Origin of the sequence: Arsenicicoccus cauae, from assembly GCF_009707125.1 — a bacterium.
Lineage (GTDB): Bacteria > Actinomycetota > Actinomycetes > Actinomycetales > Dermatophilaceae > Arsenicicoccus > Arsenicicoccus cauae.
In genome coordinates this window covers 117,769-144,208 of record NZ_WLVL01000018.1, presented here as the reverse complement: position 1 = coordinate 144,208, position 26,440 = coordinate 117,769, and the positions used below count along the sequence as shown (strand labels likewise).

Here is a 26,440-nt window from a genome sequence, read left to right as displayed (position 1 = left end):
GCTCGTCGACCGGCCCGACCGGGCTCCAGCACGTGGAGCCTGAGGCTCGCCTTCATCGTTGCCCTCGCCAGGTGGCTCGAAGCGTGCCTATCGACCACCCAGCTAGGAATCCCCATGTCTGCTCAGTCCTCGTCCGGCGCGCCCAAGAAGGCGCGCTGGAGCACCTCCAAGAAGGTCGAGGCCCGTCGTGGCCCGAGCAAGCCCCACCGCGGGCAGGGCCCCACGGCCGGTCGCGACGAGCGTCGCCCCTACACCCGCGACGAGCGGTCGTATGCCGACCGCGGGCCCCGCAGCGAGTCCCGCGACGAGCGCGGCCCCCGTCGCGAGTTCAACCGTGACGAGCGCCCGGAGCGCCGCCCCTTCAACCGCGACGACCGTCCCCAGCGTGGTGGCTTCGACCGCGGTGAGCGTCGTCCGTTCGACCGGGACGACCGCGGGCCGCGCAGCTACGACCGCGGTGACCGACCCCAGCGTCGCGTCGACGGGGACGACCGCGGGCCGCGCAGCTACGACCGCGGTGACCGACCCCAGCGTCGCTTCGATCGAGACGACCGCGGGCAGCGCAGCTACGACCGCGGTGACCGACCCCAGCGTCGCTTCGACCGCGACGAGCGGGGCCCCCGCAGCTACGAGCGCGGTGACCGACCCCAGCGTCGCTTCGGGCGGGACGACCGCGGGCCGCGCAGCTACGACCGCGGTGACCGACCCCAGCGTCGCTTCGACCGCGACGAGCGGGGCCCCCGCAGCTACGACCGCGGCGACCGGGGCTACCAGCGTGCGGACCGCAGCCGCACCTGGACCGACCGCGAGGAGCGCGAGGCGATGGGCCTGTCCGTCGACGTGCCGGCCGAGGCCGCGCCCGTCGAGGTCGGGGCCGACAACGGCTTCGCCGCCCTCGGTCTCCCGACGCCGCTCGTCGAGCGCCTGGCTCGGGACGGCATCACCACCCCCTTCCCGATCCAGCAGGCGACCATCCCGGACGCGCTCGCGGGCCGGGACGTCCTCGGCCGCGGCCAGACGGGTTCGGGCAAGACCCTGAGCTTCGGCCTGCCGCTCATCGCGACCCTCGCAGCGGGCGGCAAGGCCGCCCCGGGCGTCGTCCGCTCGATCATCCTCGTCCCCACGCGTGAGCTGGCCCAGCAGGTGAGCGACGCGCTGCAGCCGCTCGTGCACGTGATGGGTCTGCGCCACAAGCTCGTGGCGGGCGGCATGCCCTACCCGCCGCAGATCATGGCGCTGGAGAAGGGCCTGGACGTCCTCGTCGCCACGCCCGGCCGCCTCAAGGACCTCATCGACCGCGGAGCAGCCGACCTGTCCCAGGTCGAGGTGGCCGTGCTCGACGAGGCCGACCACATGGCCGAGATGGGCTTCCTCGAGGCCATCAGCGAGATCCTGGACCTCGTGCCCGGTGGCGGGCAGCGACTGCTGTTCTCCGCGACGCTGGACCGGGGGATCGACACGGTGGTCGAGCGCTACCTGTCCGACCCGGTGACCCACGAGACCGACCCGGAGACGGCGTCGGTCGAGACCATGGACCACCACGTCCTGCTCATCGACCCGATGCACAAGAAGGTCATCACGGCCGAGGTCGCCAACCGCACCGGCCGCACGGTGGTCTTCGTGCGCACCAAGCTCGGCGCCGACCGCGTCGCGCTCCAGCTGCGCGAGCAGGGCGTCTTCGCGGCGGCCCTGCACGGCGGCCTGTCCCAGGTGCAGCGCAACCGGGTGCTCACCGGCTTCAAGGAGGGCACGCTGCCCGTCCTCGTCGCCACCGACGTGGCCGCCCGCGGCATCCACGTCGACGACGTCTCCGTGGTGCTGCAGGTCGACCCGCCGGCCGACCACAAGGACTACCTGCACCGCTCCGGCCGCACGGCGCGCGCCGGCGAGCGGGGCACGGTCGTGACGCTGGCGCTCCCGCACCAGCGCCGCCAGATGGAGCGCCTCGTCGAGCAGGCCGGGGTGGACGTCAAGCCCGTCCGCACGGCCCCCGGCGACCCGCTGCTCTACGACGGCGTGGGGGCCCGCACCCCGTCCGGCGAGGCCATCGAGGAGGGGCGCTACCGCCGCCTCGTCGAGGGCGAGCCGCGCCCGCAGCGTGGCCACCGTCGCGGCGGAGCGCGCTACCAGCCGCACGGGCGCCGCAACGAGCGCTCGTTCCGCGGTCGGGAGGACCGTGGCGACCGTGGCGGTCGCGACCGTTCGGCCCGCCGCTACGACGACTGATCCTGCCCCTGCACCACCACGGCTGGACCCCGTCAGCGGGCGTCACCTCCACAAGGGGTGGCGCCCGCTTCGGCATACGGCCCGTCGAGGTGGGCACAATGGGACGGTGCGCACCGAGGACCTGACCGGACAACTGCTCGTCGCCACCCCCGGGCTCAACGAGGGGGTGTTCGAGCGGTGCGTGATGCTCGTGCTGCACCACGGCGACGACGGCGCCCAGGCGGTCGTCCTCAACAAGCCCGTCGACGCCACCATCGACACGGTGCTGGACGGCTGGGAGGAGCACGTCCGCGAGCCTCAGGTCCTCTTTCAGGGCGGCCCGGTGCAGCTGGACTCGGCCCTCGGCGTCGTCGGGGTCATCGACCCCGGTCGCGAGGTCGACGGGGTGCAGCAGCTCTTTCCGGGGGTGGGGGTCGTGGATCTCGACACGCCTGCCGAGCAGGTGATGCCGCACCTGACCGGGGTTCGCATCTTCGCCGGGTATGCCGGGTGGGTCCCCGGTCAGCTCGAGGGTGAGATCCGCAACGGGTCGTGGTATGTCGTGGATCGTCTCCCCGATGACGTGTTCAGCGACGAGCCGAGCACGCTGTGGCGACGGGTGCTGCGTCGCCAGCCGGGGCGGCTGGCCTTCGTCGGCCTCTACCCCGACGACGAGGACTACAACTGAGCCGCGGCCTAGGATGTCCCGCATGAGCCAGGGATACCCCGAGATGCCGCCGGACCCGTTCGCGGAGCCGGGCGGGCCCTCGACGCAGACCGCGGTGCTGGAGCGCGAGCAGGTCGACGAGCAGCTGCAGGAGCCGGGCGACCGGGAACGCTTCGCCCACTACGTGCGCAAGGAAAAGATCCTCGAGAGCGCCATGACGGGGGAGCCGGTCGTGGCGCTGTGCGGCAAGATCTGGGTCCCGGGGCGCGACCCCAAGAAGTTCCCGGTGTGCCCGATCTGCCAGGAGATCTACGAGGGCCTGCGCAAGCCCCAGGACGGCGGGAAGTAATTTCACCCTTTTGACAGGTCTAGGTCACTGCTAGTGACATTTTGCCGCCCTAGGCGCTATTCTGGTTGCAGGGTGTCACGGGGCGCCCTGCCGTCATCGAAGGGAAACCACCATGCGTAACCTCGCCCGCACCGCTGCCGTCATCACCGTCGCCGCCGTCGCCACCCTGGCCGGAGGCTCCGCCAACGCCGTCACCCTCAAGCTCGGCTCGCAGCCGGCCGACACCATCAAGATCGGCTCGGCGCCCTCTGACGCGAGCACCGTCGGCTCCGTCGACCGCGTCACCCTCAAGCTGGGCTGACCACCAGGACCTCCTCGGCCCGCCGTCCCGACCCGGGGTGGCGGGCCGATGGCGTGCCGCTCGAGGCTGTCAAGGACCCGCCGCCCGGCATGTTGCCCGGCGAAAACGTCTACCCTGCAGGACGCGATGAGTACCTCTGCTGCCGAACACCTGTCCCCCGCCTTTCCCGAGCGCGCAGCGTGGGGAACGGCGGGCAAGCTGCGTGCCTGGCAGGCGGAGGCCCTCGAGGCCTACCTCGCCGAGCGTCCCCAGGACTTCCTGGCGGTGGCCACGCCTGGCGCCGGCAAGACGACATACGCGCTCCGGGTCGCGACCGAGCTGCTGCGGCGCGGGGTGGTGCGCCGCGTCACCGTCGTCGCCCCGACCGAGCACCTCAAGGTGCAGTGGGCGGACGCCGCCGCACGCGTCGGTATCCAGCTCGACCCGACCTTCACCAACGCCGCGGGGACGCACAACAAGGCCTTCGACGGCGTGGCGCTGACCTACGCGCAGGTGGCATCCAAGCCGCTGCTGCACCGGGCCCGCACGGAGGCCGCCCCGACCCTCGTGATCCTCGACGAGATCCACCACGGCGGCGACACCAAGTCCTGGGGGGACGCGATCCGCGAGGCCTTCGAGCCCGCGGCGCGGCGGCTGGCGCTCACCGGCACGCCCTTCCGCTCCGACACGAGCCCCATCCCGTTCGTGCGTTACGAGGAGGGTCCGGACGGCATCCGTCGGTCGGCCTCGGACTACTCCTACGGCTACGCCGAGGCGCTGCGCGACGGCGTGGTGCGGCCGGTGCTGTTCATGGCCTACGGGGGCGCGATGCGTTGGCGGACCCGCGCCGGCGACGAGCTCGCCGCCCGGCTGGGCGAGCCGCTCACCAAGGACCTCACGGCGCACGCGTGGCGGACCGCGCTGTCTCCCACGGGGGAGTGGATCCCGTCCGTGCTGCGCGCCGCCGACAAGCGCCTCACCGAGGTGCGCCGGCACGTGCCGGACGCCGGCGGCCTGGTGATCGCGACCAACCAGACCAATGCCCGCGCCTACGCCAGGATCCTGCACGAGATCACGGGGGAGAAGCCCACGGTCGTCCTGTCCGACGACGCCGGGGCCTCCCAGCGCATCGAGACCTACTCCCAGTCCACCGATCGTTGGCTGGTCGCGGTCCGGATGGTCTCCGAGGGGGTGGACGTGCCCCGCCTGGCGGTCGGGGTCTACGCGACCTCGACGTCGACGCCCCTGTTCTTCGCGCAGGCGGTGGGGCGGTTCGTGCGCGCCCGTAAGCGCGGAGAGGTGGCCTCGGTGTTCCTCCCGTCCGTGCCGGTGCTGCTCGAGCACGCCGCCCGCCTGGAGGACGAGCGGGACCACGCGCTCGACCGGCCCAAGAAACCCGGTGAGGAGGAGCCGCTCTGGTCCGAGGAGGACGGGCTCCTCGAGGAGGCCAACCGGTCCGAGCAGGCCAGTGACGAGCTCGACCTGAAGTTCGAGGCGCTGGAGTCGGACGCGGAGTTCGACCACGTCCTGTTCGACGCCCAGCAGTTCGGTCTCGTGGCGGACGTGGGCTCCGAGGAGGAGGAGGGCTACCTCGGACTGCCCGGCCTGCTGGAGCCCGACCAGATGGCGCACCTGCTCCGCGAGCGGCAGCGCGGCCAGAAGCCCAACGCGCGCGCCCAGGAGCGGCACGAGGAGGTCTCGGCACACCGCGCGCTGCAGGCCCAGCGCAAGGAGCTCAACAAGCTGGTCTCCGCCTATGCCCGCAAGACCGGCACGAAGCACGCGATCGTGCACTCCGAGCTCCGGCAGGTGTGCGGGGGACCGGCCCTGGACCAGGCGTCCGGGGAGCAGGTGACCGAGCGCATCGACAGGATCCGCAACTGGTTCGTCGGTCGCCGCTAGGTCACGGGACGGCGGCGTCGACCAGCGGAGCGGTGCGGTGCGCCAGCCGGGTGGCCAGGGAGATCACCGTCGAGGTGCGTATGACGGAACCGCCCGCCACGACGTCGTCGATCACCCGCTGCAGGTCTGCGTTGTCGCGGCCGACCAGGCGGATCCAGATGTCACCCGACCCGGTGATGGTGTGGGCCTCCAGCACCTCGGGGATCTGCTCCAGGTGACGCACCACCCGCTCGTGGCCGTGGTCCTGACGGATCTCCAGCGTGGCGAAGGCCATCACCGGGTAGCCCAGCGCCGCGGGGTCGACGTGCGGGGCGAAGGACGAGATGACCCCCCGACCCTGCAGGCGATCCAGGCGCGCCTGGACGGTGCCGCGCGCCACGCCCAGGACTCGTGAGGCGCCGAGCACCCCGATGTGCGGGTCCTGCGTGAAGGCGCTGATGAGCCTGCGGTCCAGATCGTCGATCCCCATGAGACACATTGTCCACTCTCGGGCGGCCTGCGCCACCAATCTTGACCAGTTTGCCCAGGCGGTGAGGGCATGCTTGCCCGGGTGGGTCGTCGCCCCCACAGTTGGGCCTCATGACCGACACCACCGTGGACCTCACGCCGCAAGAGCGTGACGCCGACCTGGACCTCGACCAGCTCAAGCAGCTGGTCGGCCTCGTGGAGTACGACGAGGCCCGTGACCCCTTCCCCGTCACCGGCTGGGACGCCATCGTCTTCGTGGTCGGCAACGCCACCCAGACCGCGCACTACTACCAGTCCGCCTGGGGCATGACCCTCGAGGCCTACTCCGGGCCCGAGAACGGCAACCGCGACCACAAGGCCTTCGTCCTGCGGTCCGGCTCCATCCGCTTCGTGATCAAGGGTGCCGTCAGCCCCGACAGCCCCCTGATCGCCCACCACGCCGCGCACGGCGACGGCGTCGTCGACATCGCCCTCGAGGTGCCGGACGTGGACCGCTGCGTCGCCCAGGCCCGCCGGATGGGCGCCACCGTCCTCGACGAGCCGCAGGACGTCGCCGACGAGCACGGCACGCTGCGGTTCGCCTCGATCGCGACCTACGGCGAGACGCGGCACACCCTCGTGGACCGCTCCCGGTACTCCGGCCCCTACTGGCCCGGCTACGTCGAGCGCACCTCGACCTACCAGAAGCGCGAGGGCTCTCCCAAGCGCCTCTTCCAGGCGCTGGACCACATCGTCGGCAACGTCGAGCTCGGCAAGATGGACGAGTGGGTCGCCTTTTACAACAAGGTCATGGGCTTCGTGAACATGGCCGAGTTCATCGGCGACGACATCGCCACCGACTACTCCGCCCTGATGTCCAAGGTCGTCGCCAACGGCAACCACCGCGTGAAGTTCCCCCTCAACGAGCCGGCGATCGCCAAGAAGCGTTCGCAGATCGACGAGTACCTCGACTTCTACCGCGGCCCCGGCGCCCAGCACCTGGCCCTCGCCACCAACGACATCATCCGCACCGTCGACGAGCTGCGCGCCAACGGTGTGGAGTTCCTCGACACCCCGGACTCCTACTACGAGGACGAGGAGCTGCGCCGCCGCATCGGTGAGGTGCGCGTCCCGATCGAGGAGCTGCAGAGCCGCGGCATCCTGGTCGACCGTGACGAGGACGGCTACCTGCTGCAGATCTTCACCAAGCCGCTGGGTGACCGTCCGACCGTCTTCTTCGAGATGATCGAGCGCCACGGCTCCCTGGGCTTCGGCAAGGGCAACTTCAAGGCGCTCTTCGTGGCGCTGGAGCGCGAGCAGGACCTCCGCGGCAACCTCTGACCATCCCGAATGCCGTCCGCCCGCCGTCGGGAGGCGACAAATCGGGGTCATCCGGGCGGCATGGCCCCCATCTGTCGCCTCTCAACGGCGGGTGCGGGGGCGCAGGGTGCGGGGTGCGGGGGTCGCTGCGGCTGACGAGGTCGGCGGCGGGTCAGGCCGACGGATCCTCGGCGACGGCCCCGGAGAACTGCGCCTGGTAGAGCCGGGCGTAGGCGCCGCCCGAGGCGAGGAGCTGGTCGTGCGATCCCTGCTCGACGATCGCGCCCTGCTCCATGACGACGATCCGGTCGGCGTGACGGATGGTCGAGAGGCGGTGGGCGATGACGAAGCTCGTCCGGTCGCGGCGGAGCCGGTCCATCGCCTCCTGGACGAGGGCCTCGGTGCGGGTGTCGACCGAGCTGGTGGCCTCGTCCAGGATCAGGATCGACGGGTCGGCCAGGAACGCGCGGGCGATGGTGAGCAGCTGACGCTGGCCCGCCGACAGCGACGAGCCGTCGTCGTCCAGCACCGTGTCGTAGCCGTCGGGCAGCGTCCGGATGAAGTGGTCGGCGTGGGCCGCGGCCGCCGCCGAGACCACGGCGTCCTCGGTGGGGTGGGCGGCGCCATACGCGATGTTGTCGCGGATGGAGCCGGTGAACAGCCAGGTGTCCTGGAGGACCACGCCGAACGCCGACCGCAGCTCGCGGCGGGGCAGGTCGCGGATGTCGGTGCGGTCCAGCGTGATCCGGCCGTCGTCGACGTCGTAGTAGCGCAGCAGGAGGTTGGCCAGGGTCGTCTTGCCGGCACCGGTGGGGCCGACGATGGCGATGGTCTGCCCCGGCTCGGCGACTAGGTCGAGGTGCTCGATGAGCGGGGTGTCGGGGGAGTAGGAGAAGGAGACGTCCTCGAACGCCACCCGACCGGCGACGGTGCGCTCAGCCGAGCCGTCTGCCCGGCCTCCGCCCGCGACGTCGTCGCCCAAGGTCGCCGTCACGGTGCGCGAGGGCACGTCCGGGGACTCCTCCTCGGCGTCGAGCAGCGAGTAGACGCGCTCGGCCGAGGCGACGCCCGACTGGAGCATGTTGGCCATGGCGGCGAGCTGGCCGAGCGGCTGGCTGAACTGCCGGGAGTACTGGATGAACGCCTGCACCCCGCCGATCGACAAGGAGCCCGAGGCCACGCGCACGCCGCCGATCACGGCGACCAGGACGAAGTTGAGGTTGGAGACGAACCACATGGCGGGCTGGATCATCCCGGACACGAACTGCGCCTTGAAGGCTGACTCGTAGAGGGCGTCGTTGTGCTCGGCGAAGGTGCGACGGGCCCCGTCCTGCTGGCCGAAGACCTTGATGAGCAGCTGGCCGGAGTACATCTCCTCCACGTGCCCGTTGAGCCGACCGGTGGCGGCCCACTGCTCGCGGAACTGCGGCTGGGAGCGCTTGGCGATGGCCATCGTGATCATCGCCATCACAGGGATGCTCACGACCGCGACGATCGTCAGCAGGGGAGAGATGGTGAGCATCATCACGATCACGCCGAGGACGGTCAGGGCGCTGTTGAGCATCTGGGTCATGGTCTGCTGCAGCGACTGGGCGACGTTGTCGACGTCGTTGGTGGCCCGGGACAGGATGTCGCCACGGGACTCGGTGTCGAAGTAGCGCACCGGCAGCCGCTCGAGCTTGTGCTCCACGTCGTGGCGCATCCGGTGGACGGTCGCCTGCACCACGGTCGTGGTCAGCCACACCTGCACCCAGGTGAACAGGGACGACAGGAGGTAGAGGCCGAGGGCCCACGCCAGCACCTGCGCCACGGCGCCCGTGTCGACGCCGACACCCGGGACGAGGTCCGGCATGCCGGAGAGCAGGTCGGCCAAGCGAGCGTCACCGCGCGCCCGTAGCCCCTCGACGAGCTGCTCGCGGGTCGCGCCGGCCGGCAGGTGCCGCCCGATCGCGCCGGCGAACACGAGGTCGGTGGCTCGTCCGAGGACCTTGGGCCCGACCACGGAGAACGCCACGCCGATGACGCCGAGCACCGTGATGACCAGGACGTGGCCCCGGTGCGCGGTCAGGTCGCCGAGCAGACGGCGAGCCGAGGCGCGGAAGTCGTCCGCCTTGGCTGCCGGGGCGCCCATCGCCATCGGGCCGCGCGCCGGCGAGGTGCGGCGCTGCTCGGTGGACGCGGTCATGCGGCCTCCTCCTCGCTCAGCTGGGACAGCACGATCTCGCGATAGGTCTCGCAGGTCCGCATCAGCTCACCGTGCCGACCTCGACCGACGACCGCTCCCTCGTCGAGGACGACGATCTCGTCGGCGTCGCGGATCGTGCTCACCCGCTGGGCGACCACGACGACGGTCGACTCACCGGTGATGGGCCTGAGCGCGGCGCGCAGGGCGGCGTCCGTGGCGTAGTCGAGCGCCGAGAAGGAGTCGTCGAACAGGTAGACCGACGGTCGGCGCACCACCGCCCGCGCGATCGCGAGACGCTGCCGCTGACCGCCTGAGACGGTGGTGCCGCCCTGGCTGATGGGGGCCTCGAGGCCGCCCTCCATCGCCTCGACGAAGTCGCGGGCCTGCGCGATCTCCAGGGCGGCCCACAGCTCGTCGTCGGTCGCGTCCTCGCGGCCGAGACGCAGGTTGCTCGCGACGGTCCCCGTGAACAGGTAGGGGCGCTGCGGCACGAGACCGAAGCGGGCCCACAGGTCGTGCAGGTCGAGCTCGCGCACGTCGACGCCGTCGAGCAGCACCTGGCCGGCCGTGGCGTCCATGAGCCGGGGGATCAGGTTGACGAGCGTGGTCTTGCCGGATCCCGTCGACCCGATGATGGCCGTCGTCCGGCCCGGGCTGGCAACCAGGTCGACGTCGCGCAGGACAGGGTCGTCGGCTCCGGGAAAGGTGAAGCTGACCGAGCGCAGCTCCACGACCCCGCGAGGCTCGACGGACGGCGCCGGTGTCGGCGCAGCAGGTGGCCGCACCGTCGGCTCCGTGGCCAGCACCTCGCCGATGCGCTCGGCGGACACCTGGGCCCGGGGCAGGACCATGAACATCATCGAGGCCATCAGCACCGACATGAGGATCTGCATGAGATAGGTCATCATCGCGACCAGGTCGCCGACCTGCATGTCGCCGCTGTCGACCCGCAGCCCGCCGAACCAGATCACCGCGACGGTCGAGACATTCATGATGAGCATGATCAGCGGGAACATCGAGGTCATCAGCCGTCCCGCCGTCACCGCGATGTCCCGCAGCTCGTCGTTGGCGACCGCGAACCTCTGCTGCTCGGCCCGGTCCTTGACGAAGGCCCGGATGACCCGCACGCCGGTGATCTGCTCGCGCAGGATCTGGTTGACGCCGTCCACCTGCACCTGCATCCGGCGGAACAGCGGGTGCAGCCGCACGATGATCAGGCCGAGGCACACGACCAGGATCGGCACGACGACGAGCAGCAGTCCCGAGAGGGCGACGTCGTGGCGCAGCGCCATGACGACCCCGCCGACGGCGGTGATGGGCGCGGACACCATCATCACGAGCGTCATGAACACCAGCATCTGCACCTGCTGGACGTCGTTGGTGGTGCGGGTGATCAGCGACGGCGCGCCGAACCTGCCGAGCTCCTCCGCCGCGAACTCCTCGACGGCGCTGAAGACCTCGGCGCGCAGGTCGCGACCGAAGCGCATGGCGGTGCGCGCGCCGTAGTAGATGGCGACGAGGTTGGCGAGGATCTGCACGACCGTGATCGCCAGCATCCAGCCGCCCGTGCGCAGGACGTAGCCGGTGTCGCCCTGGGCGATGCCGCGGTCGATGACGTCGGCGTTGAGGGTGGGGAGGTACAGGTTGGCCAGCACCTGCACGGTCTGGAAGATCAGGACCAGGACCAGGGGCCCACGGTGGCGCCCGAGGTGACGGCGCAGGATGGCTGACAGCACGGTGACACGGTAGTCCTCGGCACCGACAGACCCCATGCATTGTCGCCGGCCCGTCCCCGCACTTCCGACCGCCGTCTGCCCCCGTCCGCCCTGTCCGTCCCCGTCCGTCCCCGTCCGCCCTGTCGGCCGCCGGTCCCAGGTCGCCGTGGCAGGCTAGAGGCATGACCCAGCCATCAGGGTGGTACGACGACCCGCAGGACCCCGCCTACCTCCGCTACTTCGACGGAGTGTCGTGGAGCGACCACCGGGCGCCCAAGGTGGCCCCCCAGGTGGCGCGGTCGCAGATCGGCGAGGGGGCGCAGGTGGAGGACTTCCACCCGCGGGACCAGCAGCGGGACCAGCAGGCCCGCGAGGGTCGGTCTGGTCAGGCCAGGGATGGTGGCCAGGGGAGGAGCCCGTATGTCGCCCCGCCCGGCGGTATCGGGGGCAGCGGCACCGCGCGGGGACCGCGCCAGCACCAACAGGCCCCCTACCCCGGCGCGTACGCCCAGCCGGCGCAGGACACCACCCCGGACGGGCAGCCCCTCAGCGGATGGTGGCGGCGGTTCCTCGCCTGGATCCTCGACGGGCTCCTCGTCCTGCTCGTGATGCTGCCGCTCACGACATACCTGATGCGCGACTGGATCCCGCAGGTGCAGTCCTGGTGGGACGAGGCGATGGCCGCGGCGGCGGCCGGGAGCGCCACCCTGCCGCCGACCCCGATGCCCAGCGCGGCCCTGCAGCTGCAGGTCGCGGGGGCCATGTTCGTCGCCGCCGTGCTCTACGAGGTCGTCTGCCTGAGCCGGTGGGGTCGCACCCTGGGCCGGCTGGCCACCGGGATCAGCGTGCGCAGCATCGACCAGGCGGCGCCCGCGCCTGCGGGTCAGATCGCCCTGCGCACCATCGTTAAGCGGCTCGGCGACATCCTGCCGGGCGCGATCGGCACGGTGTGGATGCTGGTGGACGGGCTGTGGCCGCTCGCCGACCGACCGTTGCACCAGGCCATCCACGACAAGGTCGGCCGGACGTGCGTCGTGCGCGGCGCGTTGCCGCGGCGGCGGGGATGAGCCGCACCTCGCCCGGCCGATGAGGTGGGGCGGGCGCTAGCCTGCGACCGTGCACCCCAGACCGGTCCCGAGCATCCGACCCCGCCGGGACGAGGACGTCCCCGAGCTGGCGCGGCTGCTGATCGAGCAGCAGCCCACGTCTGGCTATCCCTACCGCAACCCGCTGCCCTTCCCGCCGCAGGAGTTCGTGCGGCGGGAGGGGGAGCTGGCCGCCTTCGTGGCCGAACGGGACGGCGAGCTGCTCGGCCATGTCGCCGTGGTATCCGCCCGCCGACCTCAGGACGGCCCGGCGGGGGAGGTCGAGCGCGCCTACGCCATGTATCCCCGGCTCGGGTGGGTCGAGGTCGGACGGGCCCGCCCGTCGTGGCTGCAGCCCGCAGCACCGGACGTCATCGCCATGATCCTCCCCGACACCACCTGAGGTCACCGGTCGTCACGCGGTGCACGCGCTGTCAGGTGGTGGTCTCACCGTGCCGGAGTGGTCTCGTGCTGCAGGGTGAGACGGGCTCGGCGGGGCGAGCGCGGGCGAGGCGGACGACCTCAGGCAGGCCCGAGGCGCGGGGCGCCGACCAGCTCCACGCCGGCCGCGCGCAGCTCGTCGAGTGCCCGCTCGGTGGTGTCCGGGGCGACGCCCGCCGTCAGGTCGAGCAGCACACGGGTCTGCAGCCCGGCCGACGCCGCGTCCAGGGCGGTCGCCCGGACGCAGTGGTCGGTGGCGATCCCCACGCAGTCCACCGCGGTGATCCCGCGTGACGAGAGCCACTGCGCGAGGGTCTCCCCGTCGTCCGTGACCCCCTCGAAGCCCGAGTACGCGGCGGACCGTCGGCCCTTGCGCACCACGGCGTCCACGGACCCGAGCGCCGGGCGCAGCCCCTCGTGGAAGTCCGCCCCCGACGAGCCCGCGGCGCAGTGCACCGGCCACGTGTCGACGTAGTCCGGCTGCGGCGCCCAGTGCCCACCGGGGTCCTCGTGCCAGTCCTGGGTGGCGACGACGGCGGCATAGCGGCCCTCCCGGGAGAGGACGAGCGAGGCGACGTCTCGCGCCACCGCGGCGCCACCGGCCACGGCCAGGGACCCGCCCTCGCAGAAGTCGCCCTGCACGTCCACGATCAGCAGCGCGCGGCTCTCGTCGACCCCGTCCGCTCGCGACGCCCCCGGCTCCCCGCTGGTCGCCGTGTCCCGATCCGTCCCCACCGTCATCGCTCAGTCCTCCACGTCGTCGACGTACTGGGTCGGGATGGCCGGCTCGCCACGCGACAGGCGGCGAGCGCGTGCCGGCAGCTCGGCCACCGAGGCCTCGTGCCGTGCCCGTGCGGCCTCGAGGGACAGGTCGCCCACGGCCTCGCCGCCGCGCATCAGCGGCACGAGCAGCTCGCGGTCGTTGCCGTCGTTGACCGGCCGCTCGCCGATCCCGATCACCTCGGCCTGCGCCGCGCCGCGCTCGTCGAGGCGCCGTAGGGCGTACTTGCGGCCACCGACCGAGGTCTTGGACCTCGAGGCCTTGGCCACCGAGACCCAGGTGCCGTCGTCGTCCTTGCGGGCGACGAGCTTGTAGACCATGCCGGCGGTGGGCGCGCCGGACCCCGTGACCAGCGACGTCCCCACCCCGTAGCCGTCGACGGGGGCGGCGGCCAGCGCGGCGATGGCGTACTCGTCGAGGTCGGAGGTCACGGTGATCCGGGTCGTGGTCGCGCCGAGCTCGTCGAGCTGCAGACGCACCTCGCGGGCCTGGGCCACGAGGTCCCCGGAGTCCAGCCGCACCCCGCCGAGCTCGGGCCCCGCCAGTCGGACGGCCTCGGCGACGGCGGCGCGGACGTCATACGTGTCGACCAGCAGTGTGGTGCCCTTGCCGAGGGACTCGAGCTGCGCCTGGAAGGCGCCGGACTCGCTGTCGTGCAGGAGGGTGAACGAGTGGGCGGACGTGCCGGCCGTGGGCACGCCGTAACGCCGGCCCGCCTCGAGGTTGGAGGTCTTGCCGAACCCCACGATGTAGGCCGCCCGCGCCGCCGCCACCGCGGCCTCCTCGTGGGTGCGCCGCGAGCCCATCTCGATGAGCGGGCGCTCCTCGGCGGCGGTGACCATGCGTGACCCGGCGCCGGCGATGGCGGAGTCGTGGTTCATGATCGACAGGACGAGCGTCTCCAGGATGCAGGCCTGCGCGAACGTCCCCTCGACGACGAGCAACGGCGAGCTGGGGAAGTAGACCTCGCCCTCGGCGTAGCCCCAGACGTCGCCGGTGAAGCGATAGGAGGCCAGGTAGTCCAGGGTCGCCTCGTCCACCACGGCGTTGTCCCGCAGGAACGCGATCTCGTCCTCGCCGAAGCGGAAGTCGCGGATGGCCTCCACCACCCGACCGGTCCCGGCGACGACCCCGTAGCGACGCCCGTCCGGCAGCCGACGCGCGAACACCTCGAACACGCAGTCGCGGTGGGCCGCGCCCGAGTGCAGGGCGGCCTGCAGCATCGTCAGCTCGTAGTGATCGGTGAGGAGGGCCGTTCCGGCCACGTTGCGAGTCACGCGACGCACTCTAACCGGACCCTCCCTGGCGGGGGAGGCACTGGCCGTATGCCGCCCCGCCCAGCCTCTCGGCCCGTCGCCCCTCGGGCGCGGGCCGCGGGTCTGTCGTAGCGTGGTGACCCCGGTCACGCCAGCGCGGCCACCGACGACCCGCAACGATCGACCACCGACCCACCAACGACGATGGGAGCATCCATGAGCGTCTATCCGCAGCCCGGCAGCAGCGAGTCCTCGATCGAGATCAAGGAGCGCTACGGCCACTGGATCGGGGGTCGGTGGACCGACCCGGTCAAGGGCGAGTACTTCGACAACCCGACGCCGGTGACCGGTCAGGTCTTCACCAGCGTCGCGCGGGGCACGGCCGAGGACATCGACGCGGCGCTCGACGCGGCGCACAAGGCCGCGCCGGCCTGGGGCAAGACCTCCGCCGCCGACCGCGCGCGCGTGCTCCTCAAGATCGCCGACCGGATGGAGGAGCACCTCGAGGACATCGCGGTCATCGAGACCTGGGACAACGGCAAGGCGATCCGCGAGACGCTCAACGCGGACATCCCCCTGGCGATCGACCACTTCCGCTACTTCGCAGGGTGCCTGCGGGCGCAGGAGGGCGGCATCAGCCAGATCGACGAGACGACGGTGGCCTACCACTTCCACGAGCCCCTCGGCGTGGTCGGGCAGATCATCCCGTGGAACTTCCCGATCCTCATGGCGGTCTGGAAGCTCGCCCCGGCCCTCGCCGCGGGCAATGCCGTGGTCCTCAAGCCGGCCGAGCAGACACCGTGGTCGATCCTCAAGCTGGTCGAGCTCATCGGCGACCTGATCCCCGAGGGCGTCGTCAACGTCGTCAACGGCTTCGGGGTCGAGGCGGGCAAGCCGCTGGCCTCGTCCCCGCGCATCGCCAAGATCGCCTTCACCGGCGAGACCACGACCGGGCGCCTGATCATGCAGTACGCCAGCCAGAACATCATCCCGGTGACCCTGGAGCTGGGCGGCAAGAGCCCCAACATCTTCTTCGAGGACGTCGCGCAGACCAAGGACGCGTTCTACGACAAGGCGCTCGAGGGCTTCGCGATGTTCGCACTCAACCAGGGCGAGATCTGCACGTGCCCCTCGCGCGCCCTCGTGCAGCGCTCGATCTACGACGGCTTCGTCGCCGACGGGGTCAAGCGGGTCGAGGCGATCGTCCAGGCCAATCCCCTGGACACCGACACGATGATGGGCGCCCAGGCCTCCAACGACCAGTTCGAAAAGATCATGAGCTACCTCGCGATCGGTCGCGAGGAGGGCGCCAAGGTCCTCACCGGCGGCGACAAGGCCGAGCTCGAGGGCGACCTCGCGGGCGGGTTCTACATCCGGCCCACGATCTTCGAGGGGCGCAACGACATGCGGATCTTCCAGGAGGAGATCTTCGGCCCCGTCGTCGCCCTGACCTCGTTCGAGGACGACGTCGAGGCGCTCGCGACCGCCAACGACACGCTCTACGGCCTCGGCGCCGGCGTGTGGACCCGGCACATGCACCGCGCCTACACGATGGGCCGCGCGATCCAGGCGGGCCGTGTGTGGACCAACTGCTACCACCAATACCCGGCGCACGCGGCGTTCGGCGGCTACAAGCAGTCCGGCATCGGGCGCGAGAACCACAAGATGATGCTCGACCACTACCAGCAGACCAAGAACCTCCTGGTCTCCTACAGCCCCGACAAGCTCGGGTTCTTCTAGGCCATGAGCGGTCCCCAGCCTGCGGAGGCGGTCACCCCTGCGGTGTGCCCGCCTCCGCAGGAGAGGTCGTATGCCGAGATCCCGCAACCGTCGCCGTCGCGGGTCGGGCTCACCGAGGCCGCCGCCGAGCTGCTGCGCCGGCTCGTGGACCGGCACGGCCCGGTGATGTTCCACCAGTCCGGCGGCTGCTGCGACGGCAGCTCCCCGATGTGCTACCCGGAGGGGGAGTTCCTCACCGGTGACGCCGACGTGCTGCTCGGACGGCTCGTGGCCCCGGGGCTTCCCGGCATACCGGTCTGGATCTCGCGGGCGCAGCACGCGGCGTGGGCGCACACCCACCTGACGATCGACGCCGTCCCCGGGCGGGGCGGGGGCTTCTCGCTGGAGTCGCCCGAGGGGCTGCGCTTCCTGACGCGGTCGCGGCTGCTGACCGACGAGGAGCGTGCCGCTGCCCTGCCGGAGGACTCTGCCTAGACTGGCGACCATGTCCGTCGCCCCCGTCGAGCTCGACCAGCCGCAGTCGGACGAGCTCATCGTCCCCGACGTGCCGTGGGTGACCCTCGTCTGGAACGACCCGGTCAACCTCATGTCCTACGTGACCTACGTCTTCCAGGAGTACTTCGGCTACGACCGGGCCAAGTCCGAGAAGCTCATGCTCGACGTCCACCTCGAGGGGCGCGCGGTCGTCAGCTCGGGCACGCGCGACGAGATGGAGCGCGACACCGAGGCGCTGCAGGGCTACGGCCTGTGGGCGACCTACCAGAAGGACGAGTAGATGGCCCAGGCCTTCCGTCGCCACGGCGACCGCATCGTCGGCCACCTCGACGAGGACGAGCGTGAGCTCCTCGCCGGCCTGCTCACCCAGGTGGCGCGCCTGATCCGGGGGATGGGCCCGGCGATCCCGGATCTCACCGGCGACCCGCTCGCCGACGCGGTGGCGGGACTGTCGGCGGACCCGCCGCGGCCCCAGGTCGACCCGGCCGTGCGACGGTTGTTCCCGGACGCCCGCCGCGACGACGGGCCGCAGGTCGCGGCGGAGGCCGAGGAGTTCCGTCGGCTCACCGAGATGGGGCTGCGGCAGCGCAAGGTCGCCACCCTCGAGGCCGCGGTGTCGCTGCTGGAGCACGCCACCGACCCCGAGGTGCTCACCCTGACGACGCAGCAGGCCGGGCAGCTGACCGTGGCGCTGACCGACGTGCGGCTCGTGCTGGGGGAACGCCTGGGCCTGCGCACCGACGCGGACGCCGCGGCCCTCGAGGAGCTGGTCGAGCAGCTCGGCGAGGACCATCCGCACGTGCAGACCGCCGCGCTCTACGACTTCCTGACCTGGATCCAGGAGACGCTGGCCGAGGCGCTGGTCCGCTGACCGCCGTATGCCTCCCGCCCGCCGCTGCCGCTCGCCGCACCCCGCCGACCGCTCACGTCACGATTCGGGCGCAGCAGGGCCACCCGGGGCCCGATCCGTTGTCCCGCATGGTCATGCGTGGCATGGTTCACAGCACCGCTCACTCATGCTCATGGAGGTAGCCCCGTGCTGATCCGTCCCGCTCGCGCCTCGGTGGTCGTCACCGCCCTGGCGGTCGCCTCGTCCCTGTCCCTCGCCGCCTGCGGCTCGGACTCGCTCGACTCGGGGGGCGCCAAGGCCTCCAGCGCCGCCGGCTCGGCCACCGCCGCCGCCAGCCAGGCCGTCGACCAGGCCCTCGCCGCCAAGGTCCCCGCCAAGATCAAGCAGGCCGGCGTCCTCAAGGTCGGCTCGGACGCCTCCTACGCCCCCAACGAGTTCATCGGCGACGACGGCAAGACCGTCACCGGCATGGACGTCGACCTGTTCACCGCCGCCGCGCAGAAGCTCGGCCTCAAGGCGGACTTCCAGAACGCCGAGTTCCCGTCGATCATCCTCGGCGTGACCTCCGGCAAGTTCGACGTCGGCGTCTCGTCGTTCACGATCAACGACGACCGCAAGCAGAAGGTCAACATGGTGCAGTACTTCAACGCCGGGACCCTGTGGGCGGTCAAGAAGGGCAACCCCAAGCAGGTGGACCCGGCCAAGGCGTGCGGCCTCAAGGTCGGCGTGCAGAAGGGGACGGTCCAGATCGACGACCTCACCGCCCGCTCCAAGAAGTGCACCGACGGCGGCCAGCCCGCCATCACCCAGATCGTCGAGACCGAGCAGTCCAAGGTGACCGCGGACCTGTCCTCGGGCAAGGTCGACGCCATGGCCGCCGACTCCCCGATCACCAACTACGCCGTCAAGCAGACCAACGGCCAGCTGGAGAAGGTCGGTGAGCTCTACGACTCCGCGCCGTACGGCATCGTCGTCCCCAAGGACCAGAAGGACCTCGCGGACGCCATCGGCGGCGCCTTCGCCGCGCTGGAGAAGTCCGGGGACTACAAGAAGATCCTCGAGAAGTGGAACAACGCCGACGGCGCCGTCACCGAGTTCCCGGTGAACCCCTGATCCATGGCTGACTCCGTCTCGAGGCCGCAGCAGCAGGGGCAGCCGGACAGCACGACGGACCGGCCGGGCGCCATCGACGCCCGGCCGGTCCGGCACCCCTGGCGCTGGGTGGCCGTCGCCGTCATCCTGGTCCTCCTGGCCATGATGGTGAGCTCGTTCCTCACCAACGAGCGCTGGGACCTGGCGTTCATGGTCAAGGTCATGAACTACAAGCCGGTGCTCAACGGCCTCATCATGGGCACGATCCTCGGCACCCTCGGTGCCATGGTCATCGGCGTCACCCTCGGCGTGGTCCTCGCCGTCATGCGGTTGTCGTCCAACCCGGTGCTGACCTTCACCGCGGCGGCCTACACGTGGTTCTTCCGCTCCATCCCCCGCCTCGTGCTGCTGGTCATGCTCGGCACCGGCGTCGGCTACCTCTACCCCGAGCTGACCCTGGGCGTGCCCTTCGGCCAGCAGATCGCGGGAGCCCTCGGCCTCGGGACAGACCTCACCCTCACCCAGATCGACGTCAACGCCTTCTCGTCCACCCTGTGGGCCGGCGTCATCGGCCTGGGCCTGTCCGAGGCGGCCTACATGGCCGAGATCGCCCGCGCCGGGATCCTGTCCGTCGACCAGGGGCAGCGCGAGGCGGCCCAGGCACTCGGCATGCCCGCGGGCAAGACCATGCGCCGGATCGTCCTGCCCCAGGCCATGCGCGTGATCGTGCCGCCCACCGGCAACGAGACCCTCGCCATGGTCAAGGACACCTCGCTGCTGTCGGCCGTCCCGATCAGCGCCGAGCTGTTCTACCAGACCCAGGTGATCGGCCAGCGGACCCTGCAGATCATGCCCACGATGATGGCGGCCGTGTGCTGGTATCTCGTCGTGTGCTCGATCCTCATGGTCGGCCAGTACTACCTCGAGCGGCACTTCGGCAAGGGCTTCGGCAGCGCGCCCGGCAAGAAGGACCAGACCGTCAAGCGGCTGCTCGCGACCACGGGGAGCCACTGATGAGCAGCCGTATGACGGAGCCCGCCGCCACCGGGCGTGACGGCGACGCGCGAGGGGCCGGCCGGGACGGCATACCTCTGGTGCACGCCGTCAACGTCCACAAGGCGTTCCACGGCAACGAGGTGCTCAAGGGCATCGACATGGACGTCCGCCAGGGGCAGGTCGTGTGCCTGCTCGGGCCGTCCGGGTCGGGCAAGACGACCTTCCTGCGCTGCATCAACCAGCTCGAGTCGATCGACGGCGGCCGCATCTGGGTCGACGGGGACCTCATGGGCTACCGCGACGCGGGCGGGCGGCTGCACCACCTGACCGACAAGCAGGTCGCGGCGCAGCGGCGCGAGATCGGCATGGTCTTCCAACGGTTCAACCTCTTCCCGCACATGACGGTCCTCGCGAACGTCATGGAGGCGCCGGTCCAGGTCAAGGGCGAGCGCAAGACCGAGGTCAAGGAGCGGGCGGTGCAGCTGCTCGACCGGGTCGGCCTCGCTGAGAAGGCCGACGCCTATCCCGGCCAGCTGTCCGGGGGTCAGCAGCAGCGCGTGGCCATCGCGCGGGCGCTCGCGATGCAGCCCAAGCTGATGCTCTTCGACGAGCCGACGTCGGCGCTCGACCCCGAGCTGGTGGGCGAGGTGCTCACCGTCATGCGCGAGCTCGCCGCGTCCGGGATGACGATGATCGTGGTGACGCACGAGATGGCCTTCGCCCGCGAGGTGGCCGACCACGTCGTGTTCATGGACGCCGGGGTCGTCGTCGAGCAGGGGCCGCCGCGCGAGGTCATCGGCAACCCGCAGCACGACCGCACCCGTGCCTTCCTGTCGCGGATGCGGTCGGAGTCGCACGACGGCTGACGCCTCCCCAGCCTCTATCCTCGGTCGGGTGAGCGACGCACCCATCGGCATCTTCGACTCCGGCTACGGGGGCCTCACGGTCGCCCGGGCCGTGCTCGACCAGATGCCGAGCGAGTCGATCGCCTACCTCGGTGACACGGCGCGGGCGCCATACGGCCCCCGCCCGATCGCCGAGACCCGGCGCTTCGCGCTCGAGTGCCTCGACCGGCTGGTCGACCACGGCGTCAAGGTCCTCGTGATCGCCTGCAACACCGCCAGCGCCGCGGTCCTGCACGACGCGCGGGAGCGGTATGCCGTGCCCGTGGTGGAGGTCATCCGGCCGGCCGTGCGACGCGCCGCCGCCGCCACCCGCAACGACGTCGTCGGCGTCATCTCGACCCGCGGGACGCACCAGAGCCGGGCCTACCCGGACGCGTTCGCGGCGGCGCCGCAGATCCGCGTGGTGAGCCAGCCGTGCCCACGCTTCGTGGAGCTGGTCGAGTCCGGCGTCACGGGCGGTCACGAGGTGCTCGACGTCGCGCGCGGCTATCTCGAGCCCGTCATCGCCCAGGGGGTCGACACGCTGATCCTCGGCTGCACGCACTACCCGCTGCTCACCGGCGTCATCTCCTATGTGATGGGAGACACGGTGACACTGGTGTCGTCCGCCGAGGAGACTGCCAAGGACGTCTACCGCGTGCTGGCCGACGGTGACGCGCTGCGACCCTCCGACCAGGGGCCTCCGTCCCACGGGTTCACCACCACCGGCGACCCCGAGGAGTTCCGTCGGCTGGCGCGTCGCTTCCTCGGCCCCGAGGTGGACACCGTGTTCGCCGACGACAGAGGTGCCCCGTGAGAATGACCGTGATCGGCTGCTCGGGGTCCTTCCCGGGGCCGCAGTCGCCGGCGTCCTGCTACCTGGTGCAGGCCGAGGACCCGGACGGGCGCACCTGGTCGATCGTGCTGGACCTCGGCAACGGCGCGCTCGGGGTGCTGCAGCGGCACCTGGCCCTCGACGCGCTCGACGCGGTGCTGCTGTCGCACCTGCACCCCGACCACTGCCTCGACGTGTGCGGGCTGTACGTCACGCGCAAGTACGCCCCGTCGCGGGGTGCGGATGACGGACGGTTGCCGGTGCACGGTCCCCGTGGTGTGGAGCGCCGGATGGCCGAGGCCTACGGCGGCGGGGAGGGGTCGGCGCTGGCCGGGCAGCTGGACTATCGCGAGTGGGAGGCCCGTCGGCCGGTCCGGATCGGGCCGTTCACGGTGACGCCGGTGCCGGTCAACCACCCGGTCGAGGCCTATGGGCTGCGCGTGGAGGCGGACGGCCAGGCGCTGGCCTACAGCGGCGACACCGACTCCTGCCCCGAGCTGTCGGAGCTGTTCGCGGGGGCCACGCTGGTGCTGGCGGACTCGGCCTTCGTGGACGGTCGGGACGACACGCGCGACATTCACCTGACCGGGTCGCGGGCCGCTGCCGCCGCGGTGGAGGCCGGAGGTGTGCAGCGGCTGATGCTGACGCACATCCCGTCCTGGAACGACCCGCAGGTGTGCCGCGCCCAGGCCGCGTCGGTGTGGACGGGCGAGGTCGAGCTCGCGGAGCCCGAGCGCACCTACCCACTCTGACCTACCGGGGGTAGGGGCATCGACCGGCCTTCGTTCGCCAGGCTGATGATCCGGCCCCCGGTAGGGGCATCAGCGGTGCAGGCGACCCACCACCGGCATCGACTGCAGCTTGCCTCTGGCGTGCCCCGACCTGACGAAGGCCGCGGTGGCGTCCGTGCCCGCCTGGATCCCGTGGCGGCGCCCCTGCTTGATCCACGAAGGGAAGCCGCTCATGTCGTAGACGATGTCCTGCACGGCGACGTAGCAGCGAGCGCCGTCCCGGCAGGTGGCCGCCGCCAGCTCGGCGTCCGTGACGGTGACCGTGTCGAGGCGCCGTTGCTCCTCGACGGAGTAGGTGCCAGGCTCGAGGGTGAGGTCGCGGAGCTGCTGTCCGGTCCATCACGGCCGGCGACAGCGTGATGCCCGCTCGCCGACCGCCCCAAAACCCGCCGGGGGTAAGGGCATCAGCCTGGGGGACGGAGGCCGGTCGATGCCTCTACCCCCGGCGGGAGAGGGCGGAGGGCCACCAGGTGCGGTCGCCGAGCTCGCGCACCAGCGCCGGCACCAGCAGAGACCGCACCACGAAGGTGTCCAGCAGCACGCCGAACGCCACGATGAACGCGATCTGCACCAGGAAGCTCAGCGGCAGCACCCCCAGCGCCGAGAAGGTCGCGGCCAGCACGATCCCCGCGCTCGTGATGACCCCGCCGGTGACGGCGAGGCCGACCAGGACGCCCTCGCGGGTCCCGCGCTTCCGGCTCTCCTCGCGCACCCGCGTCATCAGGAAGATCGAGTAGTCGATCCCGAGCGCGACCAGGAAGACGAACCCGTAGAGCGGCACCGTCGGGTCGAAGCCCGGGTAGTCCAGCACCCACGTGAACAGCACCGCGAAGACCCCCATGGTGGCCGCGAAGCTCAGCACGTTGGCCAGGGTCAGGAGCACCGGCGCGACGGCCGAGCGCAGCAGGATCACCAGCACGACGAAGACCACGAGCAAGATGGCGGGCCCAACGGTCCGCAGGTCGTGCACCCCGGCGTCCCGCGAGTCGAGCCCCTGGGCGGCGACGCCCCCGACGAGGGCGTCGGAGGAGATGGGGTGCACGACGGCCCGTATGCCGCGCACGACGCCCTGCGCGGCCGGGGTGTCGGCGGCCGGTGTGGTCGTGGCCTGGAGCAGCACACGCCCGTCGACGACCTTGGGCGGCTGGCCCTGGTCGGGCCGTCCGCCACCCGTGCTGCCCGCCTGGTCCGTGAGCGGGACCACGGACGCCACCCCGTCGACGCCCCGCACCGCCGCCGCGACCTGGGCGGCCGAGGCGGCGGGCACGATGACCTGGACCGGCGACCCGGAGCCGCCGGGGAAGTGGCGGGCCAGCGCCTTGTTGCCGGTGACCGACTCGACCTCGGTGGTGAAGTAGCTGGACTGGGGTGCGCCGTCCGCGCGCAGCACCGGCACGAAGGCCGCGCACACGGCGAGCCCCAGCGCCGACAGCACCCAGGCCCGGCGCGGGTGCCGACCGACCAGGCCGGCGACCCGGCCCCACATGCCGGGTCGCGCAGCTGCGCCCGAGGGGGTCGTCGGTGCGCCGATCCCGTCCTCGGCGTGAACGTGGTCGACGCGCGGGATCGCCGGCCAGAAGATGCGCCGCCCGGCGAGCAGCAGTACCGCGGGCAGGAAGGTCAGGGCGGCGAGCATGGCGCCGACGATGCCGAGCGCCCCGATCGGTCCGAGGCTGGCGTTGTTGCCGAGGTCGGACAGGAGCAGGCACAGCAGGCCGAGGATGACGGTGCCGCCGGAGGCGGCGATCGGCTCGACCGTGCCCCGCCAGGCGCGGGCCATCGCGGTCCAGTGGCTCTCGTGGTCGTGCAGCTCCTCCTTGTAGCGCGCTACCAGCAGCAGCGCGTAGTCCGTCGCCGCGCCCACCACGAGGATCGACAGGATGCCCTGGCTCTGCCCGGAGAGGGTGAGGTGGCCGCCCTCGGCGAGCGGGTAGATCACGAGGCCGGCCGCCGCCAGGCCGAAGATCGCGGTGGCCAGCACCGCAAAGGGCAGGACCGGGCTGCGGTAGACGACGAGCAGGATCACGAGCACCACGCCGAGCGCCACGAGCAGCAGGACGCCGTCGATGCCGCCGAAGGCCTTGACCAGGTCGGCCGTGAAGCCGCCGGGGCCGGCGACATACGCCTGCAACCCCGACGACGACAGGACCGTGTCGCGCTGGGTGCGCAGCGCCTCGGCCACCGCGCCGACGGGCTTCACCCCGTCGATCTCGGTGTCGGTCTTGCTCGAGTCCACGCTGACGGGGACGAGCAGCGCCTTGCCGTCCGGGGAGGGGATCGCGACCGTGGGCCCCGCGAGCAGGGACTGCAGCCTGACCTGGGGCGCCCCCGGCAGGGTCAGCGAGGGGATCGAGTCGACATAGCTCTTGGCCGCGGCCCGGTCGGCGGCGGTGAGCCCGGACTCGCGCTCGACCACGACGAAGAACGGCAGCGTCGACTGCTCCTGGAAGCGCTCGGCCACCTCGCGGGCCTTGGTCGACTCGGCGCTGGCGGGCAGGAAGGCCGCCTGGTCATTCCGCTGCACCGAGGACAGGCCGCCGATCTTGGGGCCGCCGAGCCCGCCGACGGCGAGCCAGGCGACGACCACCACCAGCGCGGCGAGCAGCCACCGGCCCGGTCGCGGGCCTGCGGTCCCGGAACGGCGGCGGCGATGACGACCAGGCTGGGCACTCATTCCACCAGTGAAACAAATGACGGGTGGGTGCGCGCGTCGCCACGCGAGCCGGGGACGGCATACGGGCTCGATAGGCTGAGGCCCATGACTGCACGCCACGACGGGCGCACGCCCGACCAGCTCCGCGACGTCCGCATCACCCGCAACTGGCTGGACCACGCCGAGGGATCGGTGCTCGTGGAGTTCGGGCGGACCCGGGTGCTGTGCGCGGCGAGCTTCACCGAGGGGGTGCCGCGCTGGCTCAAGGGTCAGGGCCGCGGCTGGGTCACGGCGGAGTACGCCATGCTGCCGCGCTCGACCAACACCCGCTCGGACCGCGAGTCGGTCAAGGGCAAGATCGGCGGTCGCACGCACGAGATCTCCCGCCTGGTCGGGCGCTCGCTGCGGGCCGTGGTCGACCTGGACCAGCTGGGGGAGAACACCATCGTCCTGGACTGCGACGTGCTGCAGGCCGACGGCGGGACCCGCACGGCCGCGATCACCGGCGCGTATGTCGCCCTCGCCGACGCCATCGCGGGTGGGGTCACGAGCGGCGCGATCCGCCGGGGCGCGACGCCCCTGCGCGACTCGGTCGCCGCGGTCTCGGTCGGTGTGGTCAAGGGGGTGCCGGTGCTCGACCTGGACTACCCCGAGGACTCGACTGCCGACACCGACATGAACGTCGTGATGACCGGCGACGGCCGCTTCGTCGAGGTGCAGGGCACGGCCGAGGCCGAGCCCTTCGACAAGGCGACGCTGGACGCCCTGCTCGAGCTGGCCACGGCCGGGTGCGCCGAGCTCACCCGCCTGCAGCAGGCGGCCCTGGCCGAGACCCCGCGGGAGCGCGTCCAGTGAGCCGGGTCGTCCTCGCCACCCGCAACGTCGGCAAGATCCGTGAGCTCGAGACGATCCTGCGCGAGTCGCTGCCCGACGTCGAGGTGGTCGGGCTGGGGGAGTTCCCCGACCTGGAGGACGTCGTCGAGTCGGGTGTGACCTTCGAGGCCAACGCCACGCTCAAGGCCACCTACGCCGCCCGCATGACGAATCTGCCTGCCGTTGCTGACGACTCGGGCCTGGCCGTCGACGTCCTCGGCGGTGCTCCCGGCGTGTTCTCGGCCCGCTGGTCGGGTCGGCACGGGGACGACGCAGCCAACCTGCGCCTCCTGCTGGACCAGCTCGCCGACGTGCCGGACGAGCACCGTGGGGCGCGCTTCCGGTGCGCGGCGGTGCTGGCGCTGCCGGACGGGACGACCGTCTGCCGCGAGGGCGACTTCCCGGGGACGCTGACGCGAGCGCCGCGCGGCAGCAACGGTTTCGGCTACGACCCGATCCTGCAGGTCGAGGGCGACACCCGCACCGCCGCCGAGCTGTCCCCCGAGGACAAGAACGCGATCTCCCACCGCGGCAAGGCCTTTCGCGCGCTGGCGCCTGAGATCGCTCGCCTCTTGGGCTGATCGCGCAGAGCCGCCGA

The 26,440-nt window shown here is 71.7% G+C and carries 26 protein-coding genes; 19 read left to right on the top strand and 7 right to left on the bottom strand.

The genetic code is table 11. From position 1 onward, the window contains the following. The first annotated feature begins 114 nt into the window (after positions 1 to 114). From GGG17_RS04920 to GGG17_RS04900, 5 genes are all read left to right on the top strand, one after another. Positions 115 to 2,226: a DEAD/DEAH box helicase gene (locus GGG17_RS04920; protein ID WP_154592646.1), complete on the top strand. Its 2,112-nt coding sequence runs from the start codon at positions 115 to 117 to the stop codon at positions 2,224 to 2,226. Positions 2,227 to 2,332: 106 nt separating this feature from the next. Beyond that, positions 2,333 to 2,893 (top strand): YqgE/AlgH family protein, encoded by a 561-nt coding sequence (locus GGG17_RS04915; protein ID WP_311966427.1) that lies wholly within the window; start codon positions 2,333 to 2,335, stop codon positions 2,891 to 2,893. Between the two features lie 22 nt (positions 2,894 to 2,915). Beyond that, positions 2,916 to 3,221 (top strand): DUF3039 domain-containing protein, encoded by a 306-nt coding sequence (locus GGG17_RS04910; RefSeq protein ID WP_154592645.1) that lies wholly within the window; start codon positions 2,916 to 2,918, stop codon positions 3,219 to 3,221. Between the two features lie 112 nt (positions 3,222 to 3,333). Next, positions 3,334 to 3,522 carry a hypothetical protein gene (locus GGG17_RS04905; RefSeq protein WP_154592644.1) on the top strand — a complete coding sequence of 63 codons (189 nt, stop codon included), beginning with the start codon at positions 3,334 to 3,336 and terminating at the stop codon, positions 3,520 to 3,522. A gap of 126 nt (positions 3,523 to 3,648) precedes the next feature. Then, positions 3,649 to 5,403: a DEAD/DEAH box helicase gene (locus GGG17_RS04900; RefSeq protein WP_154592643.1), complete on the top strand. Its 1,755-nt coding sequence runs from the start codon at positions 3,649 to 3,651 to the stop codon at positions 5,401 to 5,403. A 1-nt stretch (position 5,404) separates the two neighbouring features. Here the strand turns inward: GGG17_RS04900 and GGG17_RS04895 are convergent, their stop codons facing one another. After that, on the bottom strand, positions 5,405 to 5,872 hold the full coding sequence (locus GGG17_RS04895; protein WP_154592642.1) for an Lrp/AsnC family transcriptional regulator: 468 nt from the start codon (positions 5,870 to 5,872) through the stop codon (positions 5,405 to 5,407). Between the two features lie 110 nt (positions 5,873 to 5,982). On the opposite strand from GGG17_RS04895, the gene hppD reads away from it, so the two are divergent. Further along, positions 5,983 to 7,191 carry a 4-hydroxyphenylpyruvate dioxygenase gene (gene hppD, locus GGG17_RS04890; RefSeq protein WP_154592641.1) on the top strand — a complete coding sequence of 403 codons (1,209 nt, stop codon included), beginning with the start codon at positions 5,983 to 5,985 and terminating at the stop codon, positions 7,189 to 7,191. A gap of 151 nt (positions 7,192 to 7,342) precedes the next feature. Here the strand turns inward: hppD and GGG17_RS04885 are convergent, their stop codons facing one another. Then, positions 7,343 to 9,355 carry an ABC transporter ATP-binding protein gene (locus GGG17_RS04885; protein WP_230082679.1) on the bottom strand — a complete coding sequence of 671 codons (2,013 nt, stop codon included), beginning with the start codon at positions 9,353 to 9,355 and terminating at the stop codon, positions 7,343 to 7,345. Then, a complete protein-coding gene (locus GGG17_RS04880) occupies positions 9,352 to 11,091 on the bottom strand; it encodes an ABC transporter ATP-binding protein (RefSeq protein ID WP_288798772.1) in 1,740 nt (579 codons plus the stop codon). The genes GGG17_RS04885 and GGG17_RS04880 overlap by 4 nt, the downstream gene beginning before the upstream one ends. Positions 11,092 to 11,252: 161 nt before the next feature. Here GGG17_RS04880 and GGG17_RS04875 point away from each other — a divergent pair, with 161 nt between their 5' ends. Beyond that, positions 11,253 to 12,137, top strand: a complete 885-nt coding sequence (locus tag GGG17_RS04875; protein WP_154592639.1) for an RDD family protein — start codon at positions 11,253 to 11,255, stop codon at positions 12,135 to 12,137. Between the two features lie 49 nt (positions 12,138 to 12,186). Continuing rightward, positions 12,187 to 12,558, top strand: a complete 372-nt coding sequence (locus GGG17_RS04870) for a GNAT family N-acetyltransferase (RefSeq protein ID WP_311966426.1) — start codon at positions 12,187 to 12,189, stop codon at positions 12,556 to 12,558. Between the two features lie 119 nt (positions 12,559 to 12,677). Here GGG17_RS04870 and GGG17_RS04865 read toward each other — a convergent pair whose 3' ends face one another. Continuing rightward, entirely contained in the window at positions 12,678 to 13,337 is a 660-nt protein-coding gene (locus GGG17_RS04865) for an isochorismatase family protein (RefSeq protein ID WP_154592638.1), read from the bottom strand. A gap of 3 nt (positions 13,338 to 13,340) precedes the next feature. Next, on the bottom strand, positions 13,341 to 14,600 hold the full coding sequence (locus GGG17_RS04860) for a nicotinate phosphoribosyltransferase (RefSeq protein ID WP_230082702.1): 1,260 nt from the start codon (positions 14,598 to 14,600) through the stop codon (positions 13,341 to 13,343). 249 nt (positions 14,601 to 14,849) lie between these two features. Here GGG17_RS04860 and exaC point away from each other — a divergent pair, with 249 nt between their 5' ends. The 9 genes from exaC (at position 14,850) to GGG17_RS04815 (ending at position 22,277) form a co-directional block, all read left to right on the top strand. Further along, positions 14,850 to 16,373 carry an acetaldehyde dehydrogenase ExaC gene (gene exaC / locus GGG17_RS04855; protein WP_154592636.1) on the top strand — a complete coding sequence of 508 codons (1,524 nt, stop codon included), beginning with the start codon at positions 14,850 to 14,852 and terminating at the stop codon, positions 16,371 to 16,373. A 3-nt stretch (positions 16,374 to 16,376) separates the two neighbouring features. Then, positions 16,377 to 16,847, top strand: coding sequence for a DUF779 domain-containing protein (locus tag GGG17_RS04850; protein ID WP_154592635.1), 471 nt, complete (start codon positions 16,377 to 16,379; stop codon positions 16,845 to 16,847). Positions 16,848 to 16,857: 10 nt separating this feature from the next. Next, on the top strand, positions 16,858 to 17,148 hold the full coding sequence (gene clpS, locus GGG17_RS04845; protein ID WP_154592634.1) for an ATP-dependent Clp protease adapter ClpS: 291 nt from the start codon (positions 16,858 to 16,860) through the stop codon (positions 17,146 to 17,148). Beyond that, on the top strand, positions 17,149 to 17,739 hold the full coding sequence (locus GGG17_RS04840; protein WP_154592633.1) for a DUF2017 domain-containing protein: 591 nt from the start codon (positions 17,149 to 17,151) through the stop codon (positions 17,737 to 17,739). Between the two features lie 165 nt (positions 17,740 to 17,904). Next, the gene (locus tag GGG17_RS04835; protein ID WP_288798763.1) at positions 17,905 to 18,831 is read left to right on the top strand and encodes an ABC transporter substrate-binding protein; all 927 of its coding nucleotides are present in this window, start codon (positions 17,905 to 17,907) and stop codon (positions 18,829 to 18,831) included. Between the two features lie 3 nt (positions 18,832 to 18,834). After that, positions 18,835 to 19,824, top strand: a complete 990-nt coding sequence (locus GGG17_RS04830; protein WP_154592632.1) for an amino acid ABC transporter permease — start codon at positions 18,835 to 18,837, stop codon at positions 19,822 to 19,824. Positions 19,825 to 19,835: 11 nt separating this feature from the next. Next, a complete protein-coding gene (locus tag GGG17_RS04825; protein ID WP_154592631.1) occupies positions 19,836 to 20,672 on the top strand; it encodes an amino acid ABC transporter ATP-binding protein in 837 nt (278 codons plus the stop codon). Between the two features lie 28 nt (positions 20,673 to 20,700). Further along, complete coding sequence (murI, locus tag GGG17_RS04820) at positions 20,701 to 21,507, top strand: glutamate racemase (RefSeq protein WP_288798759.1); 807 nt, start codon at positions 20,701 to 20,703, stop codon at positions 21,505 to 21,507. After that, positions 21,504 to 22,277 (top strand): MBL fold metallo-hydrolase, encoded by a 774-nt coding sequence (locus GGG17_RS04815; RefSeq protein ID WP_375804502.1) that lies wholly within the window; start codon positions 21,504 to 21,506, stop codon positions 22,275 to 22,277. Before murI ends, GGG17_RS04815 begins: the two co-directional genes overlap by 4 nt. 69 nt (positions 22,278 to 22,346) lie before the next feature. Here GGG17_RS04815 and GGG17_RS04810 read toward each other — a convergent pair whose 3' ends face one another. Then, the gene (locus GGG17_RS04810; protein ID WP_154592630.1) at positions 22,347 to 22,556 is read right to left on the bottom strand and encodes a cytochrome b5 domain-containing protein; all 210 of its coding nucleotides are present in this window, start codon (positions 22,554 to 22,556) and stop codon (positions 22,347 to 22,349) included. A 196-nt stretch (positions 22,557 to 22,752) separates the two neighbouring features. Further along, positions 22,753 to 24,990: an MMPL family transporter gene (locus GGG17_RS04805; RefSeq protein WP_154592629.1), complete on the bottom strand. Its 2,238-nt coding sequence runs from the start codon at positions 24,988 to 24,990 to the stop codon at positions 22,753 to 22,755. An 84-nt stretch (positions 24,991 to 25,074) separates the two neighbouring features. On the opposite strand from GGG17_RS04805, the gene rph reads away from it, so the two are divergent. After that, complete coding sequence (gene rph / locus GGG17_RS04800; protein WP_154592628.1) at positions 25,075 to 25,824, top strand: ribonuclease PH; 750 nt, start codon at positions 25,075 to 25,077, stop codon at positions 25,822 to 25,824. After that, complete coding sequence (rdgB, locus tag GGG17_RS04795; protein ID WP_311966424.1) at positions 25,821 to 26,423, top strand: RdgB/HAM1 family non-canonical purine NTP pyrophosphatase; 603 nt, start codon at positions 25,821 to 25,823, stop codon at positions 26,421 to 26,423. Before rph ends, rdgB begins: the two co-directional genes overlap by 4 nt. Positions 26,424 to 26,440: the final 17 nt, after the last annotated feature.